General features: G+C 55.8%; 14 protein-coding genes and 1 tRNA gene. 7 read left to right on the forward strand and 8 right to left on the reverse strand.

What is annotated here, in order from left to right; all coding sequences use genetic code 11:
- Positions 1–367 precede the first annotated feature (367 nt).
- Positions 368–1,333 carry an IS481 family transposase gene (locus VEB01_RS22910; RefSeq protein WP_324879622.1) on the forward strand — a complete coding sequence of 322 codons (966 nt, stop codon included), beginning with the start codon at positions 368–370 and terminating at the stop codon, positions 1,331–1,333.
- A gap of 289 nt (positions 1,334–1,622) precedes the next feature.
- Here VEB01_RS22910 and VEB01_RS22915 read toward each other — a convergent pair.
- A tRNA-Glu gene (locus tag VEB01_RS22915) sits at positions 1,623–1,698 on the reverse strand.
- A gap of 184 nt (positions 1,699–1,882) precedes the next feature.
- Entirely contained in the window at positions 1,883–2,908 is a 1,026-nt protein-coding gene (locus VEB01_RS22920; RefSeq protein WP_324879624.1) for an isocitrate/isopropylmalate dehydrogenase family protein, read from the reverse strand.
- Between the two features lie 299 nt (positions 2,909–3,207).
- Here VEB01_RS22920 and grxD point away from each other — a divergent pair, with 299 nt between their 5' ends.
- Entirely contained in the window at positions 3,208–3,543 is a 336-nt protein-coding gene (gene grxD, locus VEB01_RS22925; protein ID WP_324879626.1) for a Grx4 family monothiol glutaredoxin, read from the forward strand.
- Here grxD and rnt read toward each other — a convergent pair.
- A complete protein-coding gene (gene rnt / locus VEB01_RS22930) occupies positions 3,532–4,182 on the reverse strand; it encodes a ribonuclease T (protein ID WP_324879628.1) in 651 nt (216 codons plus the stop codon). The two genes, grxD and rnt, sit on opposite strands and share 12 nt — an antisense overlap.
- 154 nt (positions 4,183–4,336) lie before the next feature.
- Here rnt and VEB01_RS22935 point away from each other — a divergent pair, with 154 nt between their 5' ends.
- Complete coding sequence (locus tag VEB01_RS22935; protein ID WP_324879630.1) at positions 4,337–5,143, forward strand: MlaA family lipoprotein; 807 nt, start codon at positions 4,337–4,339, stop codon at positions 5,141–5,143.
- Positions 5,144–5,232: 89 nt separating this feature from the next.
- Here the strand turns inward: VEB01_RS22935 and VEB01_RS22940 are convergent, their stop codons facing one another.
- The 4 genes from VEB01_RS22940 to VEB01_RS22955 form a co-directional block, all read right to left on the reverse strand.
- Complete coding sequence (locus VEB01_RS22940; protein ID WP_324879632.1) at positions 5,233–6,393, reverse strand: alkaline phosphatase family protein; 1,161 nt, start codon at positions 6,391–6,393, stop codon at positions 5,233–5,235.
- Between the two features lie 106 nt (positions 6,394–6,499).
- Positions 6,500–6,910 carry an EamA family transporter gene (locus tag VEB01_RS22945; protein ID WP_324879633.1) on the reverse strand — a complete coding sequence of 137 codons (411 nt, stop codon included), beginning with the start codon at positions 6,908–6,910 and terminating at the stop codon, positions 6,500–6,502.
- Positions 6,911–7,022: 112 nt separating this feature from the next.
- Positions 7,023–7,889 carry an aldo/keto reductase gene (locus VEB01_RS22950; protein WP_324879635.1) on the reverse strand — a complete coding sequence of 289 codons (867 nt, stop codon included), beginning with the start codon at positions 7,887–7,889 and terminating at the stop codon, positions 7,023–7,025.
- A gap of 111 nt (positions 7,890–8,000) precedes the next feature.
- Positions 8,001–8,153 (reverse strand): hypothetical protein, encoded by a 153-nt coding sequence (locus VEB01_RS22955; RefSeq protein ID WP_324879637.1) that lies wholly within the window; start codon positions 8,151–8,153, stop codon positions 8,001–8,003.
- 175 nt (positions 8,154–8,328) lie between these two features.
- On the opposite strand from VEB01_RS22955, the gene minC reads away from it, so the two are divergent.
- The 4 genes from minC (at position 8,329) to VEB01_RS22975 (ending at position 12,178) form a co-directional block, all read left to right on the forward strand.
- Positions 8,329–9,075, forward strand: a complete 747-nt coding sequence (minC, locus tag VEB01_RS22960; RefSeq protein WP_324879639.1) for a septum site-determining protein MinC — start codon at positions 8,329–8,331, stop codon at positions 9,073–9,075.
- Positions 9,076–9,101: 26 nt separating this feature from the next.
- The gene (gene minD / locus VEB01_RS22965) at positions 9,102–9,911 is read left to right on the forward strand and encodes a septum site-determining protein MinD (protein ID WP_324879641.1); all 810 of its coding nucleotides are present in this window, start codon (positions 9,102–9,104) and stop codon (positions 9,909–9,911) included.
- Between the two features lie 2 nt (positions 9,912–9,913).
- Positions 9,914–10,192 carry a cell division topological specificity factor MinE gene (minE, locus tag VEB01_RS22970; RefSeq protein WP_324879643.1) on the forward strand — a complete coding sequence of 93 codons (279 nt, stop codon included), beginning with the start codon at positions 9,914–9,916 and terminating at the stop codon, positions 10,190–10,192.
- A gap of 294 nt (positions 10,193–10,486) precedes the next feature.
- Complete coding sequence (locus VEB01_RS22975; protein WP_324879645.1) at positions 10,487–12,178, forward strand: ABC1 kinase family protein; 1,692 nt, start codon at positions 10,487–10,489, stop codon at positions 12,176–12,178.
- A gap of 112 nt (positions 12,179–12,290) precedes the next feature.
- Here the strand turns inward: VEB01_RS22975 and VEB01_RS22980 are convergent, their stop codons facing one another.
- Positions 12,291–12,689, reverse strand: coding sequence for a hypothetical protein (locus VEB01_RS22980; RefSeq protein WP_324879648.1), 399 nt, complete (start codon positions 12,687–12,689; stop codon positions 12,291–12,293).
- Positions 12,690–12,889 lie beyond the last annotated feature (200 nt).

Genomic DNA, 12,889 nt, shown 5'->3' on the forward strand with positions numbered 1-12,889 from the left:
TTCAACCATCGGAGGCTGTTGGGGCCAATCGGCAACATACCGCCTGCCGACGCCGAAGCGGTTTATTACCGCCGACTCACCGCGTCCGCCATGGCGGCGTGACTCACACCCATGAGCCTCCGAGATTCCCGGGGCAGTTCATTTTCTCGTACGACCCGACCTTTTTTCCTGCTCCCGTCTAGGTCTTAACGAGAAAAGCTGTTAAAGAAGCTTAATCTGTCAATCAATTAAATTGAAGTAAAGGGAATTAGTAAGGGCGTAGATGTCAGGTCCCGCGTGATTATCTTCCACGCCGGAGCTGTGCTCTGTTCGAAGCGCGGAGCGTGCTCCGTAACGTGTTTGGCCGTCCCCCTCGAGGTACCCAACGGTGAATATTCGCTTGCACAAGAACGCCCGAACCACGCCCGCCGTGCGCCGAGAACTCCAACAGTCGATGCTGAGCGAGCGGGCCTTGGCCCAGAAACATGGCCTCGCCCGCACGACCGTGCGCAAGTGGCAAGGCCGCGCTTCGGTCGACGATGCCTCGCATCGGCCGCACACGCTGCACACTACCCTGACTCCGGCTCAGGAAGCCATCGTCGTCTATCTGCGCACTGCGCTGCTCTTGCCCTTGGACGATCTCCTGGCCGTGACCCGCGAGTTCCTCAATCCCGCCGTTTCGCGCTCGGGCCTCGACCGCTGCCTGCGCCGGCATGGCGTCGCCAACCTCAAGGCGCTGCACCCGACCCCGGACCAACCTGCCATCAAACCCTTCAAAGCTTATGCGCCCGGCTTTGTCCATGTCGATGTCAAATATCTCCCGGCTCTTGAAGGCGAACCGCGCCGTTACCTGTTTGTCGCCATCGATCGCGCTACCCGCTGGGTCTACGTCGCGCTCAAGAAAGACCGTACCGCCCACTCGGCGAAGGCGTTTCTCAAGGCCGTAAGTGAGGCCACTCCGTTTCGGATTACCAAGCTCCTCACCGACAACGGCTCGGAGTTCACCGACCGCTTCCTGAGCCGGGCCAAGCAGCCCTCCGGCACCCATCTCTTCGACCAAGCCTGCACCGCCGCGGCCATCGAGCACCGCCTGATTCCGCCTCGCCGTCCGCAAACCAACAGCATGGTCGAGCGCTTCAACGGGCGGATCGAGGAGGTTCTGCAAACTCATCGCTTCGACTCCGCGGCCGACTTGGAGATCACCTTGCTCCGCTACGTCGCACTGTACAACCATCAGATTCCTCAACGGGCCTTGGGACATCTCACCCCCATCCAGGCGCTTAAGAACTGGCAAACGTCACATCCCCATTTCTTTCACAAGAGGGTTTACAACCACACGGGACCCGACACGTAGAGAACCAATGAATTGTCCTTAAGCCGCACCTAGTTGATCAAGCAATCGGACGTGTACAAGAGATCGAGGCGCTGCGTAAGATCCAGGCCTCCTCCTATCTCGCCGCGTGGCTTTGTTGCGTTAATTTCCGACGGCAAGGTAGGCTAGTGATCCAGGGCGATGGGCCGCGGCGCGACAGGCGCTTCAGCAGTTTCTAGACGAACCGGTCCGGTGTGTCGCGGTGGGGCGGGAAGAAAGCGCTGCGGGCGGAAAGGCAAACGACCGTCGGGGCATTATTGCCCCACGAATATGGCGTCCCCAAGGGGGTTCGAACCCCTGTTGCCGCCGTGAGAGGGCGGAGTCCTAGGCCGCTAGACGATGGGGACGTAACGGAAGGGCTAATACATTACCGCGAGATGAAGATTTGATCAAACCAAATCTTTGTTCTCTTCACCTTGGGGCAACTATGTCGGTCTGCTTTTGGCCCCATGACAGGCGCATGGGGCCAAACTTGCAATACACTTCATTTGCCGAGCTATAGTAAAAAATCTACGGAACAGTACCTTCCGATCAGCTTTGTTCAATAACCTCGCGGGCTATGGCATCGGCCATATGTTGCGTACCGTAGGGCGAATTCTTATTCAGGTCGGGCGTCACGATCTTGCCCTCCCGGATTACCGCACGGACGGCTTGTTCGATTTTCCGGGCGGCATGAAGTTCTCCGATATGTTCAAGCATCATGGCGCCCGCCAAAATCATGGCCGTTGGATTGGCAATGCCTTTGTCGGCGATATCCGGCGCACTGCCATGAACGGCTTCGAACAACGCGGCATCGGTGCCAATATTCGCCCCCGCGGTCAATCCCAACCCGCCGATGAGTCCTGCCGCTAAGTCCGAGAGAATATCCCCGAACAAGTTGGTAGTGACAATCACGTCGAAAACATCAGGCTTCATGACCATTTGCATCGAGCAGGCGTCGACGATTTTGTCTTCGAACTCGATTTCCGGGTAAGCCTTGGCGATTTCACGGCCGATTTCCAAAAACAATCCCGATGTGCACTTGAGAATGTTGGCTTTGTGCACCAGCGTCACTTTTTTACGCTGGGTATTGCGGGCATATTGAAAAGCGTATTCGATAATCCGTTCAGAGCCTTTCTTGGTGATGACCGCGATGCTTTCGGCCGCTATTTTTTCCGCATCGACCTTGATGAAGTGCTCGATACCGGCGTATAGGCCCTCGGTATTCTCGCGAATCGTCACCAGGTTTACGTTTTGAAACGGCGTGGCGGTTCCCTCGAAGGAAATGGCCGGACGAATATTCGCATATAGGTTGAATGCCTGACGCAGGGTTACATTGACGCTCCGGTAGCCGCCGCCGATCGGCGTGGTGAGCGGGCCTTTGAAACAAAGTCGATTTTTCCGAATTGAATCGATCGTCGCATCGGGCAGGGGATTGGCATGCTTCTCAACGGCCGCCATACCGGCCAGTTGCCGTTCCCAGTGGATTTTTACGCCAGTGGCTTCGATCACGCTGACCGCCGCGTCGACGATAGATGGACCGATACCGTCCCCGGGAATGAGGGTAATCTGATGCATGCAGAGAATTCCTTGTTTATGGGTAATGAAACAATTTGCTTGGACGGATTATCCAACAGTAAACGATAAAGTTTAAGCAGATGAACACCCTGGTCCTGACGATGACGGCGATTTCGGAAGACCAAGGGAGAACTGGCAAAGATTTGCAGCGGTTGTGTCATGCCGGTTAGCCCGCAAGTCGGAGGGATCATCTGACGGAACAACCCGTTCCAGGCCCGGTAAAGAACTGGCCTTTCGAGCGCCAATAGTTTCTGATAAATTTACTAAGGTATTTAATCCACTTTAATGGGATAGTCGGTATGGACGTTATAGAACGCATCAAAAAACAGCTCGCCGAGAATCCGGTAATCCTTTACATGAAAGGCTCCCCTGACTTTCCTCAGTGCGGTTTTTCGGGACGGGCAGTCCAAATTTTGGAGCACTGCGGGGTCGAGTATGCTTATGTGAATATCTTCGAAGATCCGGACCTGCGGGAAGGACTGAAGGTATTTTCTCAGTGGCCCACATTTCCGCAGCTTTATATTAGTGGCGAGCTAATCGGGGGAAGCGACATCATGTTGGAACTGTTTGAAAACGGTGAGTTGCAGAAGCGGCTCGGCGAAGCGGCTCCGACTTCGGCCGATTCATCGGAATAAATCGTCCGAACCGCCGTTTTCGATCGTCACCAGGTCTTTCCAGCGATTTACGATCGTGCAGAACAGGCGCGCAGTCTGCTCGGCGTCATAGATCGCTGAGTGTGCTTCGTCGTTGTTCCACTCAAACCCCGCCGCTTGCACGGCCTTCGCCAGCACAGTCTGGCCGTAAACCAGACCACTTAAAGTGGCGGTGTCGAAGGTGCTGAATGGGTGAAAGGGATTCCGCTTGATTCCGCAGCGCGCCACCGCCGCATTCAAAAAACCGATGTCGAAGGCGGGATTGTGTCCGACCAGGATCGCCCGCGTACATTCGGTGCGTCTGACAGCGGCGCGAATAGGCTGAAAAATCTTCAAGAGCGCTTCTTTTTCGTCTAACGCCAACCGAAACGGGTGGTAGGGATCGATCTTGTTGAAACTCAGGGCCGCGGGGTCGATGCGTGCGCCTGGAAACGGCTTGATATGGCTGGAATGAGTCTCAAGGATGTGCAGGCGGCCATTGCTGTTCATATCCGGAATTACCACGGCAATTTCCAGCAATGCGTGATCCAGAGGGCTTAAGCCGGAGGTTTCAATATCGACGACGACCGGCAAATAGCCGCGAAAGCGGCGCGCCAAGCAAGTGGAGTCTTGGTTAGGCATTATTTGATTGCATTTTTTTCTCGACTAGGCTTTGTAAGCTCATTATATTTCTCCGTTAACTCGAATTTAAGTTCACGCCAGCTCGAAGCTTCGGCCCGGATATGCTAATTTTAAAAAAAAGCCTGATCGACTTCGAGAAAGGAACAAGAAAAAAATGAAAACAACTCGCCAGTTACATCGTTTGTTGCCGGTTTTTGGGCTCGCATTTATCGTGACTCTCACCGGCTGCGCGACCGCCACCAAGCATGATCCCCGCGACCCTTGGGAAGGGTGGAATCGCGGTGTTCAGAAATTCAACGATACCCTGGACGATTATTTCATGAAGCCCGTCAGCGAGGGCTATCAATGGATAACACCATCGTTCGTCGATAAAGGCGTCACAAATTTCTTCAGCAACGTCGATGACATTGGCGTAATCGCCAATGATCTCTTGCAGTTCAAGCTCCTTCAAACCGGACAGGACACCGGTCGATTTCTGGTCAATACGGTCTTAGGTGTAGGCGGATTTGTAGATGTAGCGTCCAAGCTCGACCTACCGAAACACAACGAAGATACGGATCAGACGCTGGGTGCCTGGGGCGTTCCATCGGGTCCCTATCTGGTACTGCCGTTCATTGGGCCGAGCACTCCCCGAGGCACCGTCGGCTTGGCCGGGGATGCAGTCGCCAATCCTTTCAACTGGATCAATCCGGCCGCCATTCCGTATGGAACGGGTACTCTAAGATTGATCGACACGCGCGCCGACCTATTGAGCGCCACCAAAATTATGGACGAAGCATCGATAGATCGTTACGAGTTTATTCGTAACGCTTACTTTCAGCAGCGCAACTACCTGATTCATGACGGCAATCCGCCTCTGGATGATGCGTATGAGCAGGAAATGGATCTTGAATTGGAGGGCTTGACACCATCCAACGGGAATACTGAAGGCAAGGAAAAACAGGAAGGCGAGCAGCCGTAGAAGCTTCGTCCGAAAAGTAGAAACCGGTGCCGGGACGTCCCGGCACCGGTTTTTTTCGCCCAAACTTATCTGGACCCTGAACCTCTCGCTCAAGCCGCCGCCACGATAAGTGGCACGAACATCTCCTCCGGACTTGTACCGCCGTGGACACCGATTTGCCGATATCGACGTTCGCCGGGAAGCCAATCCTTAATCACATAGTTCTCCTTCATGATCAGTGCGTAATCGCCGATGCGTTCGGCTAACCGCGGATGTGGCGCGCCTAAACCAAAGCAGCCGGACGCCAGTAAATCGCGGCTCGGGTGCAATTCAAGATAAGGGGTCAGGTTATCCTGCACATAACGTTCAAAACGGTGCGCGTCTCCGGATTTCACATAGCAATACGCTGCACGTCTTTCGCCGCATAACGGCAAGATCAGACATTCACTCAGATCCGGATGATCGTCCAGTTCGATGACCCGAGTAGCGCTGCTATCGATTTGTCCGTGGTCCGCCGCGATAACCAGCAAGGTATCGGTTCCTGGAATACTCTCGAGAAAAACTCCGAGGGCGCCGTCCAGTTCGGTCAGATGCTGTTCGGCTTCCGGGCTATCCAGTCCGTTCTCATGACCAATATGGTCGAGTTCCGGCCAGTACGCATAGATGAATTTGCGGCGCTTATCCTTCCGGAGAGTTTGCGCAATCACGGTGAAAAATTGCTCAAGCGTGTCGAAGGCCCGCAATTCAGCCCTTCCCTGGTGCGCCAGGTTGAAATCCGAATGGGCTATACGGCGCGGGGAAACGATATAGCTGGGCAGCGGGATGCGATTGAACATCGGCACATGGCCGAGCAGTCTTTCCATCTCGATGCCGCATTTCCCGACAGGCGTGCCGCCGTAACGGGGTGTGCCCGGCAATACAGCGAGCACGGTACCGAGTTCCTTGAAATACATGTGCCATCCGGTCAGACCATGCTGTTGTGGCGCCAGCCCCGTCAGGAAGCTTGTGATCGCCGTGGCGGTGGTGGATGGAAAGACGGAAGTCATGCGGCTCCGAAGGTGTTGCCGCAAAAGGCTTCCCTGGCCCCGCCGGGCCAAGAACTCATATCCCAACCCATCGACTACGACCAGAACAACGTTGCGGTAAGCGCTCACCTCCGCCGCCGGCAGGCTATCGAGGGGCGCGTAGCCGTTCGGTTCGCCACCAAGCCCCGTTATGAGCGAACTCAGCAGATTTACGATGCTGGTGCCCTGATAATCCGGTAACAGCATTCGAGCTTTATCCCCTAACAAGCCTCATCACCGGTATTGGCAACAGAAATGAAAAACCAACGGTGGTACCCACGAACATCGTTTATGCTGCACTCTTTAATCGCCTTTAGACGCTGATCAACACCATCGCAATCAGGCCCAGCACGATTCCGATTCCTTGCCTGACAGTAACCGACTCGTTCAAGAAAAAGCATGCCAGAACGATCGCAAGGATCGGATACAATGCCGTAGCCGTGGAGACCAGAGTGACCGGACCTTTAGTCATGGCGTAAAGATAAGCGAAAGCCCCCATCGCTCCGAAGATTCCGGTACCTAAAGCCAATACAACACCTCGTTGATCCGTCGCCGGTTTGAAAACAATGAGAGCCAGGACAACGATCGCTACAATGAGGCCGCCTGCGGCTTCGTAGATGATGGCGCTTTTGGGGTCGATGTAGCGCGTGGTGAGCTTCGGAAGAAACGCCCAGACACCCCAACAGATAAATGCCGTCGCCGCAGGCAAGAGCCAGTGAGGCATCAAGAAAATCCAAGAACTGCGAACGGCGTGCGGAGAAATTCCGAATACCCCCGGTACCGCCGAGCTAAAGCGCGATCCGTCGCACTATTGGATCCTTTTGGCCGGTCGAGAATCATCTTGATTCCGGCAAGCTATCGATAGCGCGTACATCATCCGGGTCGAGATGTATGCGCAAGGCGCGCATGCTATCCGCGATACTGGTCGGCTTGCTGGCTCCCGGAATAGGAATGATATGGTCGCCCTTGGCCAGCAGCCAGGCCAGGGCAATGCCGTAACGGGATGACTGGTGCTTTTCGGCCAGGCGCCCGAACAGTTCGCTCTGACCGAGGCGCACATGACCATAGTGTCCACCTACCGGACTATGAGGGATGTACGCGATGCCCTTGGAACGGCAAAAATCGATCAGGCCGTTCTCGAAATCCTGCTTTTCGAACGGGTTGCAACGGTTCTGCACGGAAACGATAGGCGCGCGTTCGAGAGCCGTCCGAAGAATGTCCAAACTGATGTTGGAAAGTCCGATATGCCTGATTTTGCCTTCATCCCGAAGCTTTATCAGCTCATTCAGTGATGGCAACAACCCGATATTGGCGTCAACGGCGTGAAGCTGGTACAAGGCGATGCAATCCGTTTTGAGGTCCTTGAGGCTCTGCTCGCAGGACTGCCGCAAGAATTTCGGATTACCCTCCACCACCCATTCACCGTTCGGGCGCCTGACGCCTCCCTTGGTTGTCAGGACAACTTGATCCCGTTTGCCCAGCCGATCCAGGACTTTGACGATGAGGCGTTCGTTATGCCCGATATCCGCATCATCCAGGCAATAGACGTTCGCGGTATCGATGAAATTGCCGCCCGCCGCCAGAAAGGTTTCGATGACTTGAAACGCTTGCGCCTCAGTCGGCCTGCCTTGGATGGACAAAGGCATGGCACCCAATCCGATGGCCGTAACGCGAATCCCGGTACCGTTGATCTCTCTTTGCATGAGTTTTCCCTCCTGGCTACGCGCGGAGCAGCAATTGCGACGGTCTCGGGGATCATAGCACTGTTTTACGGGTACACGCCGTGTTCCCGCAATCAAGCCTCGTCTCGCGCGTTATTCGGTATATAGCTTCAGGACGAGATCCTTGAACCAAGGCGGCCTCCGGATCACGATATAGATGCCGATCACGCTCGTAAGGGGAATCGGCCCCAAACCAATGACCGTCAGCAGAACCAATACTATGAGACATTTGACTTTGGTGCTCATGAAAAATCTCCCTTGTGCTAAGGGTGGTGGTTAACGCCGCAGCGCTCTTCAGTGCCCCGAGCGCTAAATGGCTGTTGGGAAAGTAGCTTGTTACGGCTTACGTTTACGCGGTTTTTGCGGGAGTGATAGAATGCGCCCACCACAAACGCCGCCCATGCGCCCCGCCTAATTCCGGATGCCCGCCAAACCCAACGAACAGTCGACCCGGTCCATTTCGCTCGAAATCAAATCGGGATCCATTACGCTGCCCATCTTGAAGCTCTTAAACGGCGACACCGGACTCGTTGCGCGCCAGCTTCGGGATAAGATCCGACAAGCACCGGAATTCTTCCGCAACGCCCCGGTGGTGATCGATCTCAGCGAGCTGCCGGACAGTTCTAACGTCGACTTTTTAGATTTGATAGACATCCTGCACGACCATCACCTGGTTCCGGTGGGTACACGCGGCGGAAGTCAGAAGCTGCAAACGGCGGCTCAAGACGCCAAGTTGGCCATACTCCCGGAGCACAAGCACGAAACCGGCACCGCCGGCCCTGTTCCGGCGCCCTCCGCCTCTGCGCCGAAGGCCCCGCCGCAGACAAAGGCCAAGATACCGAGCGGCAGCAAATTGATCGAACAGCCGGTTCGTTCCGGCCAGCGCATTTACGCCGCCGGCGCGGACCTGATCGTCCTGTCCCAGGTCAGTCCCGGAGCCGAGGTCATGGCCGACGGAAATATTCATATTTACGGTTCGCTCCGCGGACGCGCTCTGGCGGGGGTACAGGGAGACCTGGATGCACGGATTTTCTGTGCGGATCTGCAAGCGGAACTGATTGCCATCGGCGGACACTACAAAGTCAGCGAGAATCTGGACGAATCCGTGCGTGGCAAACCTGTGCAAATTTATTTGCGCGACAATTCCTTGATCATCGAAAACCTATAAAGCTTTTTTGAATCTGGAGAGCACGAGTGGCGAGAATTATCGTTGTGACTTCCGGAAAGGGCGGTGTCGGTAAAACGACCACCAGCGCCGCCATTTCCATGGGATTGGCGTTGAAAGGCCACCGCACCGCCGTTATCGACTTCGACATCGGGTTGCGCAACCTGGATCTTATCATGGGGTGTGAGAGACGCGTGGTCTACGACTTCGTGAACGTCATCAATCAGGAAGCCACCTTAAACCAGGCCCTGATCCGCGACAAACGTTGCGAGAATCTTCACATCCTGCCGGCTTCGCAGACCCGCGACAAAGATGCGCTGAGCCAAGACGGCGTCGAGCGGGTCTTGAACGAACTGTCCGAGACGTTCGAATACATCGTCTGCGATTCCCCCGCCGGCATCGAGCGCGGCGCGAACCTCGCCATGTATTTTGCCGACGACGCGATTGTCGTCACCAACCCCGAAGTCTCTTCGGTCCGCGACTCGGACCGCATGCTGGGCATCCTCGCCAGCAAGTCCCGCCGCGCCGAACAAGGGCTCGAACCCATTAAGGAATATCTCCTCCTGACCCGCTATTCCCCGCAACGGGTCAAACTAGGCGAAATGCTTAGCGTGGAAGACGTACAGGAAATTCTGTCCTTGCATTTGCTCGGCGTGATACCGGAATCCAAGGCGGTGCTCAGTGCATCCAACGCGGGAACACCCGTCATTCTTGACGACAAAAGCGACGCCGGCCAGGCGTATGGCGATGTAATACGCCGGTACTTGGGCGAGGATGTCCCCCACCGCTTCCTCGAAGAAGAAAAGAAAGGCTTGTTCGGTCGGCTGTTCAGGGTTTAATTATGGGACTCTTGGATTATTTTCGAAGTTCTCGGCCGTCGAGCGCGGCTATCGCCAAAGAGCGCCTGCAAATCTTGGTGGCGCACGAACGTTCCCAGCGCTCTCAACCCGACTATCTCGCCGCCATGCAAAAGGATTTGCTGGAGGTGATCCGCAAATACGTGGACGTGGATCAAAACGCCATTACGGTCTCTATGGAACAGGATGAAAACCGCGAGGTCCTAGAGCTCAATATCGTTCTGCCCGAAGACGACGAGCGCAGGCGAAGTCCGCGACGCTGAATCCACTTTTCGAAAGTGGAACGCTATGAGTGAAACCATCAGCGACACCGTCGGCACGGTGGCCGGCAAGGGAAGCTGATCGTGGAACGTAAGGGAAAAAACGAGCCTTTCGCTTTGGCGGAATAACGCCCTGGCAACAACCTTCCGGTTCCGGACAGCGGCGCTTAAGCAGCCTTGCACTCAAGCGCGGGCTTATATTGCCCGCTCATCGAATTCTGTAGCGCCGACAGCGCTCTCCACACCAGCGATCGATACGGATTTTGGACGTTTTCTCTAATAGCGGATCATTCGACGATGATACTTGAAACCTTGAGCGCGATGCGTGACCTGGGACGACTGCACGACATCACGTCCGTCCTAATACGCTATGGTTTCGGCGACATGGTCAAGCGCCTGGGACTGGAGCGGCTGCTGGAAAAGGCGGGACGGGCACTCAACTGGACGCGCTTCGAGGAACTGATTCGCCTCGATACTCCGCAGCGCGTACGCAAGGCCATGGAGGAGATGGGGCCGACCTTTATCAAGTTCGGCCAGATCCTCGCCACCCGCGTGGACTTATTTCCTCCGGACTGGATTGCGGAATTCGAGAAACTGCACGACCGGGTGCCGCCGCTTCCCTTCGAGCAACTGAGATCGCAGATCGAAGAGGATTTAAACGGTCCGGTACGCGAAGTGTTTGTCGAGTTCGACGAAACCCCTTTGGCCGCCGCCTCCATTGCCCAAGTTCACCGCGCCCGACTTCCCGACGGCCAGCAGGTGATCGTCAAGATTCGCCGCCCCGGAATCCGGCCGACCATCGAGGCGGATTTGCGCCTACTGGAGCGGTTGCTCGCCGTTGTCGAGTACGAATTCCCCGATATCCGCCGGTTCCATCCTCAGGAAGTACTCCGGCAATTCAAGATCTCGCTGCGCAACGAATTGGATCTGCTCACCGAGGGGCGGAACACCGAACGGGCCGCCAATAATTTCGCCGACGACCCCAATATCGTGATACCCAAGGTCCATTGGGAATACTGCGGCGAACGCATCAACGTCCAGGAATATATCGAAGGGATAGCGGGGCGAAATATCATCAAGGCCGTCGACGCCGCGGGACTCGATCCCAAGATTCTCGCCCAGCGCGGTGCGGACGCGGTGCTCAAGATGGTCTTGATCGACGGCTTTTTCCACGCCGATCCGCATCCCGGCAACTTCATTTTTCTTCCCGAAAATCGTCTGGCCTTCATCGATTTCGGCATGGTCGGTTCGCTGTCCGAATCACGACGGGACCAAGTGGTGGATATGCTCAATGCCATCGTGATTCGGGACGCCGCGACGATGGTGGACGTGCTGCTGGACTGGGCGGGAGACACTGTGCCCAATACCGAGCGTCTGATCGTCGAAGTGGGCATGTTCATCGACAAATATCACGGCGTCGCGCTCAAGCAACTCCGTTTGGGCGACATGCTCATGGAAATGACCAGCCTGATGCGAGACCACCGGCTTATTCTGCCGCCGGACCTGACCATGCTGTTCAAGACGTTGATTACGCTTGAAGGCACCGGGCGTCAGCTCGATCCCGATTTCGACATTGTCGCCCAGGCTTCTCCGCTATTGCAGCAGGCCACCCTGCTTCGGTACCACCCGGACACCCTGCTCAGGAAGGGCCGACGCAATCTCGCCAGCCTGATGTCGGTGCTGAGCGCCTTGCCGCAAGATGTCCGAAGGCTGATGAGGCTCCTTCGGAGCGGCGCCGTCAGAGTTCACGTGGACCTGAACCAACTGGACCGTTTCGGCATGCTGATGGACCGCGCCGCGAGCCGGCTGACCGTTGGGATGGTTACCGCTTCGCTCATCATCGGATCGTCGATCGTCATGACCGTCAGCGGCGGCCCGACCCTGTTCGGCCTGCCGGCCCTTGGCGTCCTGGGGTTTACGGCCGCCGGTATTGGCGGACTATGGGTGCTGATCTCGATTTGGAAAACTTCGTCCCGGGGGGAAAGGTAGTTTCGAACTGGTTTTCAGACTGCCGCCTGTTATCCCGCCGCCAAAGACAGCCTTTTTATTTCCCGCTGGGGACACTGCCTGCGTATGCAGGCAGGTCTTCTCTTTCCGAGGCTTATTGATGATGCGCCGGGCGCGGTGCAGCGGGAGCCACGGTCGTCGCGGCTTCTTTCTCGATTACGGTGCGGTCGTCGATCTTCAGCAGGGTAATGCCCTGATCCATGATGTAACGGCACTCGGCGCGTTTCGCCGAACCGACATTGTTCCAGATCAGCGTGACATACTTCACATGATCGCTGTCGGACTCGGACGGGCTATAAGGATGGGTGCCGACCTCGTTCTTTACCGCCTCGGTGCATTTGTCCAACGCCAGACTGCTAAGCAGGTTGGACGTTTGCAGGAAGGCGCCCTGTATTTTCTCTTGCGGAGTTTCCCGAGTGGTGCCGACGATGACGAAACCGACGGCCATGACAATCGCAAACCCGACTAAGCCCTTGACGACATTTGATTCCATAATTTCCTCTCTTTCAGTATGGTTGGATATGCAGGCGACTATAACAAAAAACTCGAAGTATTAGGTTCTGTTGACATTTCGGGAGCTCTCCGGCGATGTCGCTCGCCATTTACGAAATGGCGAACCGATTAGCAGTCACGGAGAATGAATGGCGTATCCTCTTTCCGATTTTGGCGGCTCAAAAACATGTATATATCGGC

The organism is Methylocaldum sp., from assembly GCF_035627495.1.
Lineage (GTDB): Bacteria > Pseudomonadota > Gammaproteobacteria > Methylococcales > Methylococcaceae > Methylocaldum.